The sequence below is a fragment of the Mammaliicoccus sp. L-M44 genome (assembly GCF_022386355.1).
GTDB classification, from domain to species: domain Bacteria; phylum Bacillota; class Bacilli; order Staphylococcales; family Staphylococcaceae; genus Mammaliicoccus; species Mammaliicoccus sciuri_A.
Window position 1 is genome coordinate 1 of sequence record NZ_JAJNIU010000032.1, and the last position, 21356, is coordinate 21356.

The 21356-nt window shown below is 31.4% G+C and carries 23 protein-coding genes and 1 pseudogene; 10 read left to right on the forward strand and 14 right to left on the reverse strand.

The features are described from left to right. Positions 1-635: 635 nt before the first annotated feature. A pseudogene (locus tag LQ611_RS12810) lies at positions 636-1435 on the forward strand (ABC transporter permease). A 78-nt stretch (positions 1436-1513) separates the two neighbouring features. Here LQ611_RS12810 and LQ611_RS12815 read toward each other — a convergent pair. Then, positions 1514-2032, reverse strand: coding sequence for a GNAT family N-acetyltransferase (locus tag LQ611_RS12815; protein ID WP_204175975.1), 519 nt, complete (start codon positions 2030-2032; stop codon positions 1514-1516). Between the two features lie 106 nt (positions 2033-2138). Between LQ611_RS12815 and LQ611_RS12820 the strand changes: the two genes are divergently transcribed. Continuing rightward, the gene (locus tag LQ611_RS12820; protein ID WP_107565273.1) at positions 2139-2582 is read left to right on the forward strand and encodes a YtoQ family protein; all 444 of its coding nucleotides are present in this window, start codon (positions 2139-2141) and stop codon (positions 2580-2582) included. A 51-nt stretch (positions 2583-2633) separates the two neighbouring features. On the opposite strand, the gene LQ611_RS12825 is transcribed toward LQ611_RS12820, so the two are convergent. Both LQ611_RS12825 and LQ611_RS12830 read right to left on the reverse strand, forming a co-directional pair. Next, the gene (locus LQ611_RS12825) at positions 2634-3095 is read right to left on the reverse strand and encodes a threonine/serine exporter family protein (protein ID WP_103360459.1); all 462 of its coding nucleotides are present in this window, start codon (positions 3093-3095) and stop codon (positions 2634-2636) included. A 10-nt stretch (positions 3096-3105) separates the two neighbouring features. Continuing rightward, positions 3106-3864, reverse strand: coding sequence for a threonine/serine exporter family protein (locus LQ611_RS12830; RefSeq protein WP_107565274.1), 759 nt, complete (start codon positions 3862-3864; stop codon positions 3106-3108). Positions 3865-4086: 222 nt separating this feature from the next. Here LQ611_RS12830 and LQ611_RS12835 point away from each other — a divergent pair, with 222 nt between their 5' ends. Continuing rightward, positions 4087-4527: a MarR family winged helix-turn-helix transcriptional regulator gene (locus LQ611_RS12835; protein ID WP_025905006.1), complete on the forward strand. Its 441-nt coding sequence runs from the start codon at positions 4087-4089 to the stop codon at positions 4525-4527. A 44-nt stretch (positions 4528-4571) separates the two neighbouring features. Here the strand turns inward: LQ611_RS12835 and LQ611_RS12840 are convergent, their stop codons facing one another. The 4 genes from LQ611_RS12840 to LQ611_RS12855 form a co-directional block, all read right to left on the reverse strand. Beyond that, positions 4572-5141 carry a DNA-3-methyladenine glycosylase I gene (locus LQ611_RS12840; protein ID WP_025905005.1) on the reverse strand — a complete coding sequence of 190 codons (570 nt, stop codon included), beginning with the start codon at positions 5139-5141 and terminating at the stop codon, positions 4572-4574. Positions 5142-5151: 10 nt separating this feature from the next. After that, positions 5152-5637, reverse strand: coding sequence for a DUF1648 domain-containing protein (locus LQ611_RS12845; RefSeq protein ID WP_025905004.1), 486 nt, complete (start codon positions 5635-5637; stop codon positions 5152-5154). A gap of 87 nt (positions 5638-5724) precedes the next feature. After that, positions 5725-6939: a NupC/NupG family nucleoside CNT transporter gene (locus LQ611_RS12850; RefSeq protein ID WP_239709618.1), complete on the reverse strand. Its 1215-nt coding sequence runs from the start codon at positions 6937-6939 to the stop codon at positions 5725-5727. A 181-nt stretch (positions 6940-7120) separates the two neighbouring features. Next, the gene (locus tag LQ611_RS12855) at positions 7121-7330 is read right to left on the reverse strand and encodes a hypothetical protein (protein WP_025905002.1); all 210 of its coding nucleotides are present in this window, start codon (positions 7328-7330) and stop codon (positions 7121-7123) included. Positions 7331-7533: 203 nt separating this feature from the next. Here LQ611_RS12855 and LQ611_RS12860 point away from each other — a divergent pair, with 203 nt between their 5' ends. From LQ611_RS12860 to LQ611_RS12870, 3 genes are all read left to right on the forward strand, one after another. After that, positions 7534-8364, forward strand: coding sequence for an aldo/keto reductase (locus tag LQ611_RS12860; protein WP_204175976.1), 831 nt, complete (start codon positions 7534-7536; stop codon positions 8362-8364). Between the two features lie 49 nt (positions 8365-8413). Then, the gene (locus LQ611_RS12865; RefSeq protein ID WP_025905000.1) at positions 8414-9346 is read left to right on the forward strand and encodes an aldo/keto reductase; all 933 of its coding nucleotides are present in this window, start codon (positions 8414-8416) and stop codon (positions 9344-9346) included. Positions 9347-9785: 439 nt separating this feature from the next. Further along, the gene (locus LQ611_RS12870) at positions 9786-10826 is read left to right on the forward strand and encodes an NAD(P)/FAD-dependent oxidoreductase (RefSeq protein WP_107565297.1); all 1041 of its coding nucleotides are present in this window, start codon (positions 9786-9788) and stop codon (positions 10824-10826) included. Between the two features lie 77 nt (positions 10827-10903). Here LQ611_RS12870 and LQ611_RS12875 read toward each other — a convergent pair whose 3' ends face one another. After that, positions 10904-11707 carry a helix-turn-helix transcriptional regulator gene (locus LQ611_RS12875; RefSeq protein ID WP_232339571.1) on the reverse strand — a complete coding sequence of 268 codons (804 nt, stop codon included), beginning with the start codon at positions 11705-11707 and terminating at the stop codon, positions 10904-10906. A gap of 401 nt (positions 11708-12108) precedes the next feature. Further along, complete coding sequence (glpT, locus tag LQ611_RS12880; protein WP_107565277.1) at positions 12109-13470, reverse strand: glycerol-3-phosphate transporter; 1362 nt, start codon at positions 13468-13470, stop codon at positions 12109-12111. A 186-nt stretch (positions 13471-13656) separates the two neighbouring features. On the opposite strand from glpT, the gene LQ611_RS12885 reads away from it, so the two are divergent. Both LQ611_RS12885 and LQ611_RS12890 read left to right on the forward strand, forming a co-directional pair. Further along, positions 13657-14238 carry a TetR/AcrR family transcriptional regulator gene (locus tag LQ611_RS12885; protein ID WP_025904996.1) on the forward strand — a complete coding sequence of 194 codons (582 nt, stop codon included), beginning with the start codon at positions 13657-13659 and terminating at the stop codon, positions 14236-14238. A 12-nt stretch (positions 14239-14250) separates the two neighbouring features. Further along, complete coding sequence (locus LQ611_RS12890; RefSeq protein ID WP_025904995.1) at positions 14251-14796, forward strand: hypothetical protein; 546 nt, start codon at positions 14251-14253, stop codon at positions 14794-14796. A 41-nt stretch (positions 14797-14837) separates the two neighbouring features. Here the strand turns inward: LQ611_RS12890 and LQ611_RS12895 are convergent, their stop codons facing one another. After that, a complete protein-coding gene (locus LQ611_RS12895) occupies positions 14838-15863 on the reverse strand; it encodes a hemolysin family protein (RefSeq protein ID WP_119475212.1) in 1026 nt (341 codons plus the stop codon). Between the two features lie 232 nt (positions 15864-16095). Between LQ611_RS12895 and LQ611_RS12900 the strand changes: the two genes are divergently transcribed. Further along, positions 16096-16740, forward strand: a complete 645-nt coding sequence (locus LQ611_RS12900; RefSeq protein ID WP_107565278.1) for a FusB/FusC family EF-G-binding protein — start codon at positions 16096-16098, stop codon at positions 16738-16740. 136 nt (positions 16741-16876) lie between these two features. Here the strand turns inward: LQ611_RS12900 and LQ611_RS12905 are convergent, their stop codons facing one another. The 4 genes from LQ611_RS12905 to LQ611_RS12920 are packed head-to-tail and all read right to left on the reverse strand — an operon-like array spanning position 16877 to position 20180. Then, complete coding sequence (locus LQ611_RS12905) at positions 16877-17479, reverse strand: response regulator transcription factor (protein ID WP_025904992.1); 603 nt, start codon at positions 17477-17479, stop codon at positions 16877-16879. After that, the gene (locus tag LQ611_RS12910) at positions 17476-18582 is read right to left on the reverse strand and encodes a sensor histidine kinase (protein ID WP_025904991.1); all 1107 of its coding nucleotides are present in this window, start codon (positions 18580-18582) and stop codon (positions 17476-17478) included. The genes LQ611_RS12905 and LQ611_RS12910 overlap by 4 nt, the downstream gene beginning before the upstream one ends. Beyond that, the gene (locus LQ611_RS12915) at positions 18582-19313 is read right to left on the reverse strand and encodes an ABC transporter permease (protein ID WP_106417328.1); all 732 of its coding nucleotides are present in this window, start codon (positions 19311-19313) and stop codon (positions 18582-18584) included. Before LQ611_RS12915 ends, LQ611_RS12910 begins: the two co-directional genes overlap by 1 nt. Positions 19314-19319: 6 nt before the next feature. Continuing rightward, positions 19320-20180 carry an ABC transporter ATP-binding protein gene (locus LQ611_RS12920; protein ID WP_069821216.1) on the reverse strand — a complete coding sequence of 287 codons (861 nt, stop codon included), beginning with the start codon at positions 20178-20180 and terminating at the stop codon, positions 19320-19322. A gap of 174 nt (positions 20181-20354) precedes the next feature. Between LQ611_RS12920 and LQ611_RS12925 the strand changes: the two genes are divergently transcribed. Beyond that, positions 20355-21233 (forward strand): hypothetical protein, encoded by an 879-nt coding sequence (locus LQ611_RS12925; RefSeq protein WP_239709619.1) that lies wholly within the window; start codon positions 20355-20357, stop codon positions 21231-21233. Positions 21234-21356 lie beyond the last annotated feature (123 nt).

The window sequence follows — 21356 nt, forward strand, 5'->3', positions numbered from 1 at the left end:
AATATTATTCTAGCATGTAGAGATGCATTTTTTAATACAACGGTGAAACCATACTGTACCATACGCATAGCGTATGGTTTTAATTACACAATCAAAAACCCCCTCACTATGGCAGTAGTGAGGGGGGGTGGTGTTGAGTCACAACAATTGCTTTTGTTAGTAACATTATACCACCTATTGCATTTCATGTCATGTGTAAAATTAACATAATTTTTCCAATTCAATACACATGATTTCTAATATCTTCGATTAATAAGCAAAACCAAAGATAATGATAAATAATATAGACAATACTATATTTGTTACTAATATACTTCTAAATAGCTTTTTGGAAACTTTTTTATTATATCTCTTTATTCCATAAACCTGTCCCCATGTTTCAAAAGCAGTATAGCCTACAATGAATAAAATAATTATTAAGAATAGCAATGCAATCACTCCTAAATACACCATTATTAAGATCCTTTGTCTAAGGTGCAGTGATTTACATAATATATTTTTCTGCCTATGATTCACTACGTTTAAGTTAATTTTACAACAAAGATCGCCTACTTCAAAACAATATTTACAAATAAATGGAATTATGGTTAAATTATGTAAAAATAATAATTATTAAATAAAGTAGGCGCACGTGTATGTCATCTTTTGTATTCATTTTAAAAGAACAGGTTAAAAATATTTATTTAATTAAAAGGTTAGCTAATTTTGAAATTAGAATTGCAAATACGAATAACTATTTAGGTACGGCATGGGAGTTAATAAACCCTATGATCCAAATTGCAATATACTGGTTTATTTTTGGCCTTGGATTTAAAAACAATCAGCAAATAGAAGATATTCCCTTTATTTATTGGTTAATAGTTGGAATAAGTATGTGGTTTTTATTAATCAGGGAATTCTAGATGGAACTAGGTCTATTACTATGAAATATTATCAAGTAGCAAAAATGAACTTTCCAATTTCAATATTACCTAGTTATATCGTAGTGAGTAAATTTTATAGTCATTTAGTGATATTGGGTATTATAACTTTAATATGCTTTATTGCTGGATTTACACCATCTATATATTTAATACAATTATTAATATTTATTCCATATGCACTTTTACTTTCGATATCTATAGCTATATTTACATCGACTTTAAATGTAATAATCAGAGACACTCAAATGATTATACAAGCTTTAATGAGAATGTTATTTTTTGTATCATCTATTCTTTATCTACCAGATAATAAAATTGTCATAAATATCATCAAATATAACCCCATTTATTTTCTAGCTGAGGGATACCGATCAGCGATTCTATATAAAGAATGGTTCTTTATTAATAATTGGGATTTAGTGATATATAACTTTGTTTTTCTCCTAATCACTTTTATAATCGGATCATATGTTAACTTTAAATATAGAGATTACTTTTCAGATTTTATGTAGAATTTATAAAATGATTCATATTTACCTTAAAAAAAGAGACCTGGAATTAGGTCTCTTTTTTATGTATTATATTCATCACTATATTTCTGTCTCAACGATATAGTCGGTTGATATGTCATTACCGGCTACGAATTGATGAGATCCTACTATTTTATAGCCATGTTTAGTATAGAAGTTCAGTGCTTGGTGATTATGTTCCCATACACCTAGCCACAGTTTTGATTTTTGTTGTTCTTTAGCAATTTCAAAGGCTTTTTTCATGAGTTGACTGCCAATTCCTTTTGACTGAAATTGTTTATACATGTATAAACGTTGTACTTCTAGATAGTCATCTCCCATTGGTTCTGTTTGTGCTGATCCAATGTTAAGTTTCATATACCCTGCTATTTCTTGATTGATTTTGGCAAAGAGGTACCATGATTCTTTGTTTTGCAGTTCGCTTAAAAGTATTTCATGATTATATGCTTCTTCAAAATATTGATTCATATCTTCTTGTGGCATGTCGTCTATAAATGTATCTTTAAAAGTCGTTCTACATATTGTTGATAAAGCTTCTATTTCATTTTCTTGAATAGCTGTTATTTCGATTGTATGCATATTGAGAGCCTTCTTCCATACTTTTTTATTTATATTTTTCTAATCATATCAAAGAAAGCGATTGTTTTAAATATGTTAAACTAATAAAAAAGGAGTGAATATTCGTATGACAAATTTAACGATTTATTTAGCAGGACAAATTCATGATAATTGGAGAGAAGAAATCACTCAGAAAGCGGAACAGCACAATTTACCACTAACGTTTGTTGGTCCACAAACTAACCATGATTGTTCTGATAATATTGGCGAATCTATTTTAGGTGAGCAACCTAATAATTATTATAAAGATCATGCCGCTTCTGATATTAATAATTTTCGTACACAAGTGTTAATGAATAAAGCAGATGTTGTTATTGCATTATTTGGTGAAAAATATAAACAATGGAATACGGCAATGGATGCTTCTACGGCGATTGCTTTAAACAAGCCGTTAATACTTATACGACCAACTGACTTAATTCACCCACTTAAAGAGTTATCTAACAAAGCGAATGTCACCGTTGAGACAGTAGACCAAGCATTAGAAGTCCTTAAATATATTTACGAATAAAAATAAAAGGTTATGACGCTTATTAATGACAATACATGCGTGATAACCTTTTTATTTAACTTTATTTAATTGTCGATGTTTCTTAAATTTATAGTAAACTTTCGATAATAAATCTGCTATGAGTAACCCAAGTGCTATTGAACTTGAGATAAGTGCAACTTTTATCATCGTAATTAATGCTTCATGATAATCATTTAATATTAAATTTTTAATTGCTTCATAGGCTGTGCCCCCAGGTACAAGTGGTATGATACCAGGAATAATAAAGAGAATAACTGGTGAGAAGAATTTTCTACTCATGATATGTCCTGCCACACCTATAAATAAACCGCCAATAAATGAAGATTGTACATCAGATCCATTTACTATCATACCCGTTTGAAAAGCAACCCACCCGATGGCACCAACGATACCAGCCGGGGTTAATAAATATTTAGGTGAATTAAATAATAAAGCAAATAAGAATGACGTACCAAAACTAAATACAATGTTTAATATTATCGTTATAACCATAATTCACCTCTTATGAGAATATTAACAACACGATACCTACACCTACACCAATGGCAATAGAAGTAAAAGTTGCTTCTAATCCTTTAGATATACCAACTAATAATTGTCCTAAAAATAAATCTTGAATCGCATTCGTTATAAGTACACCTGGCACAATCGGCATAACTGCAGATATAATCGCAATATTTAACGCTTCTCCTCCAAATAACATTTGATTATAAATGGCGATTAATGCGATGACACTTGCCGCTATAATTTCTGCTATAAATTTAACACGTGTCCATGAATGTAGGATTTCTACTATAGAATAACCTATTGCACCACCAATAAATGTAGCGATGATATCTTCTTTATGTCCACTAAATAAATATAGGAAGAAAATCGAAATGAAACCTGCAGCAATCATTTTAAACGGTAATGAGTATGGTAATGGAGATTTATGTATAGTACGAATACGCTTCAATGCTTCTTCAGCAGATATTTGCCCTTTATCTAACATTCTAGAAATATTATTTACTCGGTGGATATTGCCTAAATTAGTATCTCGTTTACTAACTCTATAAACTCTAATATTATCATCAATATCTAAAGCGAAATTTATAATCGTTGAACTGACATAACATTGATTATTCGGATACCCTAATCGTTTAGCCATTCTATACATCGTATCTTCAACTCTAAAAGCCTCCGATCCCGCTTCTAACAAGACTAAACCAGCATTCATCACAATCTCTTGAACTAAAGATTTAGGATAACGTTGTTGATTCATATACTATACACCTCACTTTATCTTTATATCTATAATAGAATATCAAAAATAACATTACAATTTAACTTTTCTTTCAAAAAAATTCTAATTTATATTATAACTGAGATTTTCCAAAACTGAATTGAGTGCGATATTTTTTCTATTTTATGAACATTTCGTAAATAGCTTGACTTTGTTTTCATTTCATAATAGGCTTAATTTTGACGTAAGGAGGATAATGAAATGGATATACCACCAATCAACAAACAACTTGGATTCATGTTATATGTTGCGTCAAAAGAGCTTATAAAAAAATATACACCGATATTGAAGAAATATAACCTAACATATACAGGTTATATCGTTCTTGTAGCTATAGATAAAAACGAAGTAATCAATATTAAAACTTTAGGCGACAGACTATACTTAGATTCTGGGACTTTAACACCGTTATTAAAGAAACTTGAAGAAAAAGGATTCGTTAATCGTGAAAGAGCGATTAATGATGAAAGAAACTTACGTGTTTCTCTTACTGAATCAGGTGTCGAAACACAAGGTCAAATCTTAGAAGAAATTTACAAAACATTCAAAGATTTGAACATGGATACCGAGAAATTTAACGAATTAAGAGATTCAGTAGAATCATTTATTCAAACAAATCTTAATAATGACAAAGATGCATAATTTTGAAATAACACAAAGGGTTAGGACAAGCTTTAACGATTGTCCTAACCCTTTTTATTTCTATTATAACTGTGATATGGACAGGTAATGAGATGATCATCGATAATACCGATGCTCTGCAAGAAAGAATACATAATTTTAGGTCCAACAAATTTGAAGCCTAATTTCTTTAAGTCTTTACTTAATTTAATAGAAAGCTCTGTTTCTGCCGGAACTTCTGACATGTCCTGCCATTCATTTATAATCGGCTTGCCATCTACATATGACCAAAGAAAATCTGCAAAGCTACCATATGTTTGTTGTATTTCTTGAACTAATAATGCATTACTTTTTACGGACTTTATCTTACCTATATGTTTAATGACATTATATTCAGTTTTAATGTTTTCTAATTCTTCATCTGTTAACGCTGCGCATTGATCAATTTTAAATTGTTTAAAAGCTGCTTGATAGGCTTCACGCTTTTGAATGACCGTTTCCCAAGACAGGCCAGCTTGCGCACCTTCTAATGATAGCATCTCAAAGATGTAATCATCATTTTTATTAATTCTACACCATTCATCTTCGTGATATTTTTTCATTAAATCACTACTTGGCCAAGTACATTCAGACATTTATCTTCACTCATTTCGTATTTTCATTTTTATCTAACATATGATTTCGAGCCATAAATATGATAATCGTCACGCCTAACACACTTAAAATAATTATCGATTCCCAAACACCCAATTTAAAAGGCATACCAAGCGCCGTATACAAGTCTTTAATGACGAGAAATGTAAATAATGCCATCATTTCAAATTTAATAAAGTAAATTAATAATTTAGCATTTTCAATTTGGGCTTTATTTGGTTGACCATAAAGTGATGGAACATGTATGTATTTATCTAACTTTGGATTGCTGGCTAAATAATGAAGCATAAGCCATATCAATAATCCTAATACAGGCATAAAGAATATAAAAGTCTTAGTCGACCATGCATCTGCATCTCCTGCAAAATTATAATGACTCGGAATTTTGTCAGGTAAATCAGCAAAGTTAATCATTATTAATATGACAGAAATTAACCACAAAACAATACTCGATATATCTAATACTTTTTTGAGCATGATATATCCCCCTTTATAAAAAAAGCAACAAGTACATTAAATGTGCTTGTTGCTTTTAAATTTAAACTTTAAAAGTGTTTATTGAACTTACCAAGCAAATAATCCAACGAATGCTGCTGTTAATAGTGATACTAATATACCTGATAACAACATCATTGGTACGTATTTAGATACGAAATTAGATACATCTTCTTTGACGATACCTTTCAAAGTACCTATTATCATACCAATAGTAGAGAAATTAGCAAATGATACTAAGAATGTACTAATTACTGCTGCTCTATGTGTTGAATACTCACTTATTTCTTTACTGATCGTGCTCATGACAACAAATTCATTTGTTACAATCTTAAGAGCCATTTGTTGAGCAACTACCCACGCTTCTCCAACTGGCATACCAAGTAAAATTGCAAATGGGAACATAAAGATTCCGAGGATATACTCTAATCTTATGTTTGGTAAATATGGAATTGGATCCATAATACCTAGTAATTTATTGATCAAGTCTGCAATCGCAACAAATGCGATAACAAATGCGATAATGATTAATACAAGTTTACCTGCATTGATAACTGAATCCCCTAAGAATGAGAAGAATGGCTGTTTTTCCCCTTCGTCTATCTCAGCCACGACATCATCTTCTGGGTCTAAATCAAATGGATTTAAAATTGTTGTTACAATAATCGCATTAATGATGTTTAATGGTATTGCCGTTAATACATATTCTCCTGGTATCATTGTGACATACGCACCAACAATTGCCCCTGATACAGAACTCATAGACATCATTGCAAGCGTAAGTACTCTGACTTTATTCATAGATGTTAATTGTTTAGATGAAACTGCTAATGCTTCCGTATTTCCTAAGAACATCATTTCAATTGAGAAGAATGACTCAAATTTAGGTTGTCTTGTTACTTTTGAAATAACCCAACCTAACATTGAAATAAATTTCGGTAAAATACCTAAATACATTAAAATATCGAATACTGGTACAACTAGTAAAATTGGTAGTAACGCTGAAACTGCCATATCCATTTTCCCTGGTCCTGGTGCTGTAAAGCTACCAAATGCAAATCCAATTCCCGAAAAAGCAGATTCTAAAAGCCATGATACGCCGTCAGCCGCACCTTTAACGAATCTCGCCCCGAAAGAAAATTGTGTGAAGAACCATGCTAATACTAAGTTAATGATAATTAGTATTAAGACTGATTTCCAATCAACATTCTTTTTGTCTCTAGAAAAAAGAAAAGCGACACCAATGAATACCAACAAACCAATTATGTTGATGATTAAAAACATTGTTTATTGTCCACCCTTTTCGTTTAATTAAAAGCACCATTATTATAACATGCAACGTAAAAGTATGTTACTACATTTTTACATACTATTTCCGATTTTTATATAAATAAAAAAACGAACAAACCATAAAGGCTTATTCGTCGAATTTTCAATCATATACATTTTTACTCGTTAAATTTAATTATTTAGAAAATTGATCAAATTGATTAATAGATTGATCACATTTCATACTGATAGCTAAATATACGATATAACCAGAAACCAGTACCATGATTAAAGCATAAACTGTTAATACATAAATATTAGAAATAATTGCCGTATTAAACAGTACCAACATGAGTATCATGATTGCATCTATAATGCTTAATGATATGACACATACACGCTCCATTTTAACCCTTCTTTTCTCAATAATATGACTCTAGCTATTAGCTACTTATCTTGCGCAATGAGATACATCTTACTACATTCACTATATGAATTCAATACGTTTTACAAAAAATATTTATAAGCTGATTATTCCTATCTACAAAAAGAGGTATGATATAGTTTAAAAGTGTACAGTCATTATACTTATATAGGAGGCATTTTATCATGGAAAATTATCATTTAAATGATGGACAAGTGTTACCGCAAGTAGGATTTGGTACGTATAAATTGAATGGATCATCAGGTGTTCATGCAATCATAAATGCATTAAACAACGGATATCGCATATTAGATACTGCATATAACTACGAAAATGAAGGTACTGTCGGAAAAGCGATACAAGAAAGCCATGTTAGTCGCGATCAAATTATCGTAACATCAAAGCTACCTGGTCGTTATCATAGTTATGATCAAGCCATTACTGCTATACAAGAATCGATTTATCGATTAGGTATAGAATATATTGACTTATATTTAATTCACTGGCCAAATCCTAAACAAGGCAAATATGTTGAAGCTTGGAAAGCACTCATAGACGCACAGAAACTTGGCCTTATTAAATCTATTGGTGTATGTAATTTCTTAGAAGAACATATTGATACATTAGAAAAAGAAACTGGCGTACTACCTGCAGTTAACCAAATAGAATTACATCCTTATTTCAACCAAAAAGATGTACTCGAATATCATCAAGAAAAAGGTATTATAATAGAAGCTTGGAGTCCATTAGGTCGCGCTTCAGAAGTCATAAACGATAAAGAAATTGGTAAAATCGCTGAAAAATATAATAAAACAATTCCACAAATCATTTTAAAATGGCATGTTCAAAATGGTATTGTTCCAATTCCAAAATCAACATCTAATGCTAGACAACTACAAAATTTAGATGTGTTTGATTTCTATTTAGAATCAGAAGATTTACACGCAATCGATGCATTAACAAAAGCTGATGGACGTCTTAAAGATCAAGACCCAGCAACTTATGAAGAATTTTAATTCAAACTTATTCAAATTTAAAACAAACAATGAGAAAAGGATGATTGAAATGGCAAAGCGCGTAAAATTAGGTAAATCAAATATTGAAGTTAACCCAATTGGTTTAGGAACAAATGCTGTTGGTGGTCATAATTTATATCCAAACCTTGATGAAGAACAAGGTAAAAATGTCGTTAGAGCTGCCTTAGACAATGGCGTTAATTTATTAGACACTGCTTTCATCTATGGTCCAGGAAGATCAGAAGAACTTGTCGGAGAAGTCGTTAAAGAATACAATCGCGAAGATGTCGTGATCGCTACTAAAGGCGCTCACTACTTTGACGGTGATGATACGAAATTATCTAACGAACCTGCATTTTTAAAAGAACAAGTTGAAAACAGCCTTAAAAGATTACAAACTGACTATATAGATTTATATTATATTCATTTCCCAGATGACGAAACACCTAAAGACGAAGCAGTTGCAGCTTTACAAGAATTAAAAGATGCCGGAAAAATTAAGGCAATCGGCGTTTCTAACTTCACTTTAGAACAACTTAAAGAAGCCAATAAAAATGGTAATGTAGATGTTATTCAACATGAATATAATTTATTAAATCGTGAGAATGAACACATCTTAGAATACACAGCAGAACATGATATTACATTTATTCCATATTTCCCATTAGCTGCAGGATTATTAGCAGGTAAATATGATGAAAATACAACGTTTGATGACTTACGAGCAGAAAAACCTGAATTCAAAGGTGAAGCTTTTAAAGAAAATCTAAAAAAAGTAGACAAACTTAGAGAAATCGCACAAGAGCATGGCGTAGACGTAGCACATATTGTGTTAGCATATTATTTAACAAAACCATCTCTAGATGTGATCATACCAGGCGCTAAACGAGGCGAACAAGTTATCGACAACTTAAAAACATTAGAAGTCAACTTAACTGAAGAGAACATTCAACTTATCGAATCACTCTTCCCAATCGCATAAGTATGATAAGAAGGCTGAGACATGAAAATTGTCTCAGCCTTTCATTATGTATGAGTGTGCTAATTTTCATTATTCGGAATTGTGGTAGTTAGAATGCTGTAACTTCCATTATTTCGAACTCTGGTAATTATGCGGGCCATTCTTACGGACATTTCTCGGAATTCTGTCCCTAACAACCTCTCTTGCGGACATTTCTCGGAATTCTGTCCCTAACGACATCCCTAACTCACACTCATTTTTCAAAATCACTGAAATACACCCCCTGTCACTCCCGATTCACACAAGTATTCTCGCCCATTTTTTATTCATCTAAAAATATTTTACATATGTATTTAATTAAAAAATTATGACAATTCCGTCATTGATATTGATTATCATTTGCAAATATAGGATAATAATCGTAAGTTGAAATAATTAGGAGGAATCATGACTGATGAATATTACAGACGTTACGATTATCGGCGGGGGGCCAGCGGGATTATTTGCAAGTTTCTATTCTGGGTTAAGAGGAATGAGTGTTAGAATAGTTGATTTCCAAAATAAATTAGGCGGTAAAATGCACGTCTACCCTGAAAAAGTCATTTGGGATATAGGGGCACTTGCGCCAAAACCTTGTTATGAAGTTATTCAAGATTTAGTTCAACAAGGCTTACATTTCGGTCCAGAAGTGTGCTTAGAAGAAAAAGTTATTGATATTAAAAAAGTTGAAGAACAACATTTTATTATATATACAGAAAAAGGTCATGAGTATCATTCAAAATCTGTCATTATTGCTGTTGGTAGTGGCATTATTAAACCATTAACTTTAGATATTGAAGGTGCTGAGCGTTTTGAATTATCTAATTTAAATTATGTTGTGCAGTCAATTCAGAAGTTTAAAGACAAGCACATATTAATTTCGGGAGCGGGAAACTCTGCATTAGACTGGGCTTGTGATTTATCAGAATATGCGAAAAGTGTTACGCTTTGCTACAGAAAAGAAGAAATTTCTGGTCATGAGCATATGAAACAATTATTAGATAAGCTTGATATCTCTAAGAAACCAAGTATGGTTATTAAACAACTTAACAGTGATCCTGATAAACCAGTCATCACAGAAGTTGTTTTAGAACATGTTGATACAAAGGAACAAGAAATCATACCTGTTGATGAAGTCATCATTAGTCATGGTTTTGATCGTGAATCAGAATTACTTCATAACGCACAAACTAAAGTTAATTTAGTGAATGAATTCTTTATTGAAGGTTTAGGAAATGCTCAAACTTCAGTTCCTGGTATTTTCGGTGCTGGGGATATCATTAAACATGATGCAAAAGTTCATTTGATTGCTTCTTGTTTCAATGATGCTGCAAATGCTGCAAACTTAGCTAAAAGCTATATCGACCCTGAAGCACAAGCAGGCGGCCGTGTATCGAGCCACAACGATGTCTTCAAAGAAAAGAACAAAGAAGTTATTAAAAAATACATCGCACAATCATAATACGAATCATTTACCTTCCAATCTCTTTAACCTTATAAAAGATTGGGAGGTTTTATTTTGTTAAAAATGCGAAAGTTTTATGTACATATCATACTTGAATAATCCTCTTGAAACTTTTTTAAATAATATTTAACTTCCTCATCTGATAAATCTCGCTCACGATCTACTTCATTAAAAAAGCTTTGTCGTTCAATTTGTGCTTGTTTACGTTGTGTCATATCACGATACTTTTTCGGTGTAACACCATAATACAATTTAAAAGAATAAATATAAGATGAACCATTATAAAAGCCATGTTTTTCAGAAATGTCGATTACTTTTTCTTGTGTATGAATTAAATCATACGTGCTATTTAACAATCTAATGTCCGTTAAATAATCTTTAAAATTCACACCCATTTGTTCTTTGAATAATTTCGAAAAATACGATTCAGAAATATGATATTTATCGGTGAATGTATTGATTGTTATACGTTCATTATAATGCTCATAAATATAATCTTTAATTTCATCAATTATTGGGTTCATATGCCGATTAACAATTTGACATTCTTTTGAATAAACCGTCAATCGTTCTCTATAAAATTCCAATATCGTAATAAGTTGCTTCATTATTTTTAAATTACGATTGTTTTCTTGTATTAAATATAAATCACACAGGCAAATTAAATGATCTCTCAAAGGGACTAACTTTGATTGCATACCCACATGCTGATGATATGAAAGTAACTCTGGTATCATCGTTGTTATGATTGACTCATACAGATGAATTTGTACAACGATATTCCCATCTGACACATCGAGTTTATACCACTCATTATGTTTAACAACAAACGTTTCCCCTTCTTTATATTCTTTACTATGCTCTTTGATCGTGACCATAACACGACCCTTTAATACTACAAAAAAAGAAATACCTATATGATTGCGATATCTAGTAGCAGAATATTTTAGGTATTTGATTTCATATATATTTCTCACAACAAATCTCCTAATTCTTTGATATCTTAATAAATTTAATCCAAATCCCAGAAGTAAACATCGAATTACTTATGTAAAAATATAGAATTATAATGACGTTATTATAATTCGAAAACTTTAATCCGTAAATATATAAATTGAAGAAAATCAGATTAAGGTAAATGTTTTAATATTTTGAAAGAATCATACAATTTATTAAGTGAGAATTTATTGAATCGTGTCATCGAATTTCGCGAACGTTTATCATTAAATAGAAAAAGAGACTAAGGTAAAATGCCCTAGTCTCTTTTCACTTTATATAATTATGATTTTACAACTTCTTGTCCACGTTTGTTCCAAGTTAAGATGAAACTTAACATCGCAAGGACACTAATGATTGTTAATAATAAGAATCCTGAATCCCATCCTAATTTATCAACAGTTAATCCCATAATGATATTAGCCATTACAGCTCCACCTAAATAACCAAACAGTCCAGTTAATCCTGCTGCAGTACCTGCTGCTTTTTTAGGTACATAATCTAATGCCTGTAAACCAATCAACATAACAGGTCCGTATATTAGGAATCCTATCGCGACTAATGCGATATTATCTACTAATGGGTTTCCTGCTGGATTTAACCAATATACAATGACAGCGATTGTCACACCTAACATGAATATAAATCCTGCTGGACCCCTTCTACCTTTGAACACTTTATCTGAAATATAACCACATAATAATGTTCCGGGAATACCTGCCCATTCATATAAGAAGTATGCCCAACCTGATGCATTTAAATCGAAACCTTTTTCTTCACTTAAATATGTTGGCGCCCAGTCTAACACACCATATCTAACAAAATAAACAAAGATATTTGCGATAGCAATCATCCAAACCCATTTGTTATTCAATACATATTTAAAGAGAATATCTTTTGTTGAAAGCTCTACTTCTAACGTTTTCTGCTCTTTATTAGGGTAATCATTTCGATATTCTTCAATCGGTGGTAATCCCATAGATTGTGGTGTATCCCTAACTAGAACATATGAAATAATCGCAATAATTAACGCGATAATAGCTGGATATATAAACGCACCTTCAAATCCTTTTAAATAACCAAATGACAATGTTCCTGTAATTGAAATACCAAGTAAAGCTATCGGTGCCATCAATCCGCCACCAACATTATGCGCGACATTCCAAATAGCTGTCTTACCGCCACGTTCACTAACGCTGTACCAATGTACAAGTACTCTTCCAGATGGTGGCCATCCCATACCTTGGAACCAACCATTTAAGAAAAGCATAATAAACATGATAAATACACTAGATGTTAAGACCGGTATAAAACCCATCAATAAATTAACGATTGCCGTTAATACTAAACCTAATGTTAAAAATAGTCTTGCGTTACTCCGGTCACTCACTGTACCCATAATAAATTTACTAAAACCGTATGCAATTGAAATAGCTGATAAAGCAAACCCTAATTCAGTCTTACTAAAGCCTTCATCAATTAATGCTGGCATCGCAAGTGAAAAGTTTTTCCTTAATAAATAGTAACCAGCATAACCAAGAAATATCCCTATAAAGACTTGTAGTCTCAATTTCTTATATGTATCATCTACCTGCTCACTTGGCAGAGGATCTATATGTTTCGCTGGTTTCAAGAAATTCGCCATACTCATACCTCCTATTATTAATTTTTTGTAAAGAATGTAAAGATTTTGTAAAATGCAATTTATAATTTCATCATATGTATTGCAAACGTTAATGTCAATGCATTTTTATATTTTTATTATTTAATATATTTTATTTTTCAAACTTTTATTTAACACAGGTGTATTAAAATATGTTAGACTTCTACTATGCCAAAAATTATTAATCATAAAGAAAAAAAAGAACAAATTATTCAATATGCTTTTCAATCAATTGTTGAAAATGGTGCAAAGGGATCTACGGTTAGACAAATTGCAAAACTCGCACAAATGACACCGGGACAAATTAGATATTATTTTCCAAGTCATTCAGAATTACTCAGTGCAGTTATGTCTGAAGTAGAACTAAAAGTAAGAAGGAGAATCGAAGCAATACTCACGTCTGATAACCAAGACACAATTGATAAAGTAAAAGCATGCTTACTCACCGTTTTACCGTTAGACGAAGAAAGATTAGCTGATATGGAAGTATGGATGGCCTTTCGATATGACAGTCATGAATATGGACAAAGTACTTTAGATGATGGATTAGACGAATTATGTGTAACGGTATTAACGATTTTAGAACGCGATAACTTATTAAATGACAACATCAATATACATCTTAATTCAATGAGACTTCACGCATTAATTGATGGATTAGCACTACATAAATTGTTAAATCCAGAACAGACCTCTAATGAAGATATTGAAGCGATTGTATTCGAAGAAATTTCAAAGCTTACGAAATAAAGGAGGATAATCATGAATTTTATTGTGTGGCTCATTATTTTTTGTGAAGTTGCTTTCTGGGTCGTTATATTACTTGGACTCGTCACAAGATATGTCTTCAGACAGAAAAAGCTTGGGCTCATTTTTCTAGCACTTACACCCGTAATTGATTTGATTCTATTAATTACAACAGCTGTGGATTTAATGAATGGCGCAACTGCCGAAACACCTCACGCTATTGCTGCTGTTTATATATCCGTTTCAATTATCTTTGGTAAAAGTATGATTCAATGGGCAGATGACCGCTTCAGATATTATGTCATGAAAGAAGGTAGCAAGCCTGAGAAACCTAGTGGATTCGCGTATGCTATACTATATGCGAAAAGTTGGTTTAAACATTTACTCTCTTACATTATAGGGACAGGTATTCTACATTTAATCATTTATTTAATTCATGATAAAAGCAGAACAGAAGCTATGGATGGCGTTATTCACATTTGGTCAATAGTGCTCATTATTGATTTAGCTATCACCATCTCGTATTTCATCTGGCCACCCAAAAATAAACAGGCAGAATAAAAGAACCTGAGCCATTTTTTTGGCTCAGGTTCTTCTTACGTCTATTTATCGTGTTCATCTTCAATGTTACCGACAATATTTTCAAGTATGTCTTCCATCGTAATCATACCTGCTAATCCACCGTGTTCATTATGAACAATTGCGATATGTGCACGTTGTTTTTTCATTTTATCTAATACGTTTTGGATGGCATCTGCCTCTTTGACGTATATGATTTCATGAATCAATTCAGTTATATCTTGTATGTTGTCTTTCAATAAATCTTTCGCATGTAAATATCCAATAACATTCGTTTTATTATCTTGATAAACTGGATATCTCGTATAATAGCCATTCTTTACAAATTGAATGGCTTCTTGCTGACTAGCATCACTATTGATCATTGTCATATTATCTTTAGAAATCATACAATCTTTGACGACAAGTTCATCATAAATAAAGACTTTATTAATATGTTCTAGTTCTGTTGATGAAATTTCCCCGCCTTGGTGACTTTCTTTAATCAACATCTTCAATTCTTCTTCAGAGTGATATAATTCTGACTCTTTCGCAGGCTTCATACCAAATAAGCTCAATATCATTCTTGCTGACCCATTTAAAATAAAAATAAAAGGATATAATAATTTGTAAAACAGTATGATCGGTCTTGCAAAGAATAATGTAACTTGTTCAGCTTTTTGAATTGCGATTGTCTTTGGCGCCATTTCACCTACTACAACGTGTAAATAAGTTGCGATAATAAATGCGCTGACTAATGTTAAGACATGAATAACCGTTTCTGATAATCCGAAGCTACTATAAAGTGGATGTAGAATAAACTCAAATGTTGATTCGCCAACCATACCAATTCCAAGTGCTGTAATGGTAATACCTAGCTGACATGCTGCTAAATACTCATCAAGATGTTCGACTACCTTTTTAGCTGGTTGAGCGTTCTTATAATTCTGTTCTGCTAAGTAGTTAATTCTAGATGATCTGACCTTTACAATTGCAAATTCTGTCGCAACAAAGAATCCGGTTAAAGCGAGTAATACAATAAACGTGATTAAACTAATTGTGGTCCCCAATTATTAATTAATTCCTCCATATAATAAAAAATTCCAACCATATTCGGTTGTCTTTTAATTTTACACTATTTCGAATAATTTTTATAATAATATACATTTGAAATTACATGGTTAAAGGACTATACTAGTGTCTGATAAGGAGGGATCTTAAGATGCTACTAAATGTGTCATGTTCTCTACAATTATTCATACCCAACGATCAAAGGAAATAATTTAAAAGAAGGGATTTAATATGAATAATTACATTAAACCATATCAATTCGTTAGTATTAAAGAAAAATCAGAACAGTTATTTAACGTTTATAAATCTGTAAATGATATAAAAACAATCGATACGTTTCAAGCTATAACATACGACCATATTTCACAGCTTTTTGAAGAAAAGCATTCTGAAATAGAAGATTTCACAAAAATCATTATGAATAAAAAGATTTCTCGAGCACAAATTGAGAAATTATTATTTGGACTTAAAAGCTACGTAATTCCATTTGAACAGCCTTCAAGTAAGCAACTTGAAAAAATCTTTAAAAAGACCAAGAAATTAAAACATCCAGAATGGGATAACATAGACTTAAAAGAGTCTTCATATATAGGTTGGAATGATTCTGGTAAACAAAAGAAATTTATCGTGCTTTATGAAGATGATAAATTGATAGGTGTATCAGGAGATTTATCACCTACCATTAAGCCCGGAATCTGTAGTATATGTAAGAAAGAATCCAATGTTTCCATGTTTCTATCAACAACAAAATCAAAAGGTGATGGAACATATACTAAAAATGGTAATTATATTTGCCATGATAGTGAACATTGTAATCAACAACTCGATCAACTAAACGGATTATATGAGTTTATACACACAGTAAAAACAAAATAATCAATAAGAAAGCTGAGCGCATCATCAAATGATGGCTCAGCTTTTCATTTATCGGCCTGGTAATACTATTTTCGGGTCGATATTTTATTTTATCGGTCCATATTTCTCTACTTACCTCTACTACCCTTGCACCTCACTATATCCATCCTTTTTCGATTGCTTTCTGCCATGCGTCAAATCGGTTATCTGCTTCTAATTTATCTATAATTATCGATGTATAGTTTCTAATTGTGCCGTCTGATAAATATAATTCTTTTGATATTTCTTTACTGGATAAGCCTTTGCCTATTTCTTTCAATACGAGTTGTTCTTTCGGGCTTAATGGATTTCTATCTTTAAACATTGATGTCATTAAAGATTCACTATATTCTTTCTTACCGTCCATCACATTTTTAATTGTTTCGACGAGTTCATCGATTGATCGTTCTTTCAATACGTATGCATCAACATCGTTTGCTACTGCACTCTCAAAGTATCCTGGTCTTTTAAAAGTTGTAACGATGATGACTTTCGTATTTAAATTTGAATCTTTTACTTTTTTCAATACTTCTAATCCTGTCATTTTAGGCATTTCGACATCTAGTATTGCTACATCTGGCTCGTGACTTTGAATTCCTTCCAACGCATCTTCTCCATTTGAAAAGTCTCCTAAAATACTTAATTCATCATTCAATTCCATCAATTGAACCATGGCTTTCCGTAACATTTCTTGGTCCTCTGCTATAACAATTGATATCATAATGTGTCACCCCCTCTAGGCAATGTGATCGTCATTTTTAATCCTTTATTTAAATTACTTACTTTTAATTGGCCATTTAATGCATGAACACGATATTTGATACTCTTAAAATCATCTTCATCAATGTGTTTCATACCTATGCCGTCATCTATGATTACCAATGTTAAATATTTATTTTCTTCAACGATTTCACCCGTTACTTTAGTAGCCTGTGCATGCTTAATGACATTGTTAACCGCTTCTCTCAAAATCATGGACAGTGCTGATTGTCGAGTTGGACTGAGCGATTGAGCTCTGTCAGCATTGTTAAATTCAAACGATAAGTTTGCATTTTCTAACAATGTTTCCATCGTCTTCACTTCTTCTTCAAAAGATTGCAACTTCAAATCATCTACAATTGCTCTTACTTTAACAAGTGCTTCTTTAGATAATTCATTCACAGACGCCATTTCTTCTTTCGCTTTATCAATATCTTTATCCACTAATTTCATCGCAAGTTCAGATTTAATACTTAAATTCGCAAACACATGACCTAACGTATCATGTAAATCTTGTCCGATTCGATTTCGTTCTTGTTCAGCAATTAACGTATTAATATGTTCATTTTTACTTCTAATTTCTTCTTTTAACTGTTCAGATTCTAACGCTTTAAAATTTCCAAACATAATAAATATAATGACAATACTCATAGGTATCATAATAATTAAATAGTCTCTATGATCAACTGCAATAATATAAATAGCAATCATAAACGACACAATATACATTAATACTTCGATAGATTTCATTTTAGTTTGAAAAACATATGGAATAATATAAGCTGCATAGAAAAAGAATAATAAATGAGAAGCATTAAAAAAGTCTACAAAATAAAATATACCTAAAAAATGAACCATTAAAAGTATTCTTCTAAGCATGCGCCTTTTAGATAAATCTACATAAATCATCATTAAATAACTTATCGTAAATAGAGCGGTAACCAATATACCGCTCCATAAAGGTCCTCTATGACCAAGTACTGTTAAACTCAATATCGGAAAGATGAGATAAATTAAGTTTGATGAACCTATAGGATTCTCTTTAATTCTTTCTAATAATGTCATTAAACCACTTCCGTCTTTTTACGTATAATCAACGCAATACTTATAAACAGTATACAATAAATTGCCAATATAAGAAGTGAAACAAAGTGTATACCACCTTGAGTTGTCACAGATAAAGAGAGTTCTCTTAAATTATAAGTAGGTGTTGCATACGATACGTGCTTTAACCAATCTGGAAACTGATCTGTCGGGAACCAAAGTCCTCCCAATACAGCAAGTCCTAAATATATGATATTCGCGATAGCACTAGCTTTTTGGATATCTTTTATTTGAGATATAAGAACGCCCATTGATAAAAACATGCTAGATCCAACCCATAACATCAATCCTGAGCCAATCCACTCGCCTGCTGACATTTCAACACCTTTATAAAAAGCTCCTGTTAAAAATAAAGCGATAATAGCTAAACAAAACATGCACATGAGTTTCATTACTTTCCCTGCATAGTAATAACTTGGTGATAAAGGTGTTTTGAATAAATTTTTAGACCATCCAATTTTCTTATCTTCTATCATCTCTAATGGAAATGTCATAATACAGAAACTACTTAAACTGAACGTCGCCATACTAAACATATATTCTTTATAAAATTTAGCTTCGTATTCTTTAGGTAAATCTAATAGTGCTGTGAATATTAAATAAAATACTAACGGCAACATAATCGAAAGTATTAAATATGATTTTTTTCTAGTTAACAATAATAATTCAGATTTAAAATACGCCCATAACATATCTCATCAAACCCTTTCTTCGTTTTTTGAAAATATCGTATCCATCAATGACTCTTTAATAATTTCTACCTCATTAAAATCAATGCCATAGTCTATAAAAGCTTTAATTACAGGATTTACATCTTCAGTCGTAATGATGAGCATATCTTTAGATGCTTCAACCGAAACATTTTTAAGGACATTCACTACTTCTTTTTTCGATAAAGGAATTTGAATCATTGTTTTATTTTCGCTATGACGTATCGCTCTAGGTGTACTATCCATAACAAGCTCACCTTTATTAAGTACAACAACTCGGTCAGCCATTCTTTCAACTTCTTCAATATAATGAGAAGTATAAAATATCGTTTTACCTTCTTGTTTCATTTCCTCAATCACTTTCCAGAAATGCTTCCTCATTTCAGTATCCATCGCACTTGTCGGCTCATCCAAAATGACAAAGTCCGGTTTCCCAATAATAGATAATGTAAAATCCAATATTCTGCGTTCACCACCAGATAATTTAGCAGCAAATTGTTCAAGTTTATCATTATCAAATCGAGTAATTTCTTTAAAAGTTTCTATCGAAATCGTATCTTTATAAAAAGACTTAAAAAGATAAAACAACTCCTTAACTTTCATCACATCCGGAAAAGCCGTCGTTTGAAACAAAATACCCATCCGCTTCTTATCTAATTGTTGATTATCACTAATAATTTGCCCGTCATTAGGATGTCTGTCACCAATAATCATATCAATCAAAGTAGACTTACCAGCACCATTTGGACCAATTAAAGCCGTACATTCACCCTCATTAATTTGAAAAGAAACATCACTCACAACTTTTTTCTGATTATAGATTTTCGTTACATTTTGAACATCAATCACAATCATCACCGTCCTTTATAAGTTACTTATATTATAAAAAATCACACCACCCGTTATAAGTACAAACTGTCACGAATATCATATGACAAATGTCATGAATGATTGCGAGATTCAATTGACAATATTTGGAATGTATAGATAATTTATTGTAAGAAGTGTTTGAGGATGATGAAGATGAATAAAATAACAGTAATAAATAAAAGTAATCACACAAGTGTAGTTCTAAGCATCAATAATTATATTAAATGGATAAATAGAAATAACATATTAAATCAAAACATTAAAATTTTTATCCATGATGCTCCAATAAGTTCTTATGGTTATCCTTCAGATTGCCAAGTAGACTTTGATAATCGTCATATATATTATTCTTTATATAATATTGAAGAATATCTTGTGTCTAAGAAGAGCAATAACATTATTGTAAACAGATTGGAATATGCACTTTCTGAAATTTTACATGATTTAAATTATCATATCGCACAATTCTATACTTTAGAGTACGAAAAAGTTACACATAAAGAACTCATTGATCATTTTGACCGATTTGAATATAACATTAGAAAATACAGTTATTATTTAACTTACAAATATTTATTTTGTTATAATAATAGTTCTACACTTTATAAAGATGGACTTACGTTGAAGTTTGATTCTGAAATAAGTGCTCATTTAAAGAAGGCTTTTGTACAATTTAGAAATTTCATTAAAAAAGAATTGGAATTCCCTTTAAAAGTTAATATTCATATTACGCATAAAGAACTCGAAGATTCTTTAGGTTACTTCCAATATCCCGAATCTTTATTTAAGTATCCGAGAATAGTCGTTTCCACACATAGCTATGGACAATTAAAAAAAGAAATGTCACTTTTCGATAGTGATTTAAATATTTTAAGAATATTAGCACATGAGATTAGACATTATCAAGATTATATAAGTGACAATATAATTTTAGATGAAAAGATGAGTGAGAAGTTAGCAGACAAATATGAAGATGAACTCATACAAGAATTTATTGATCAAGTTTATTATGTTAATTATCACGAATACTAAAAAACGCTAAGACAAATGGCTTTGTCTTAGCGTTTCAGAGTGTCGACAAAGTCTTAGACTTTGCCGGCATTTTTTTATGCGCATGCTTTCCGCGGGCATGTTCTCAGCCTGTAGTCTTCGAAT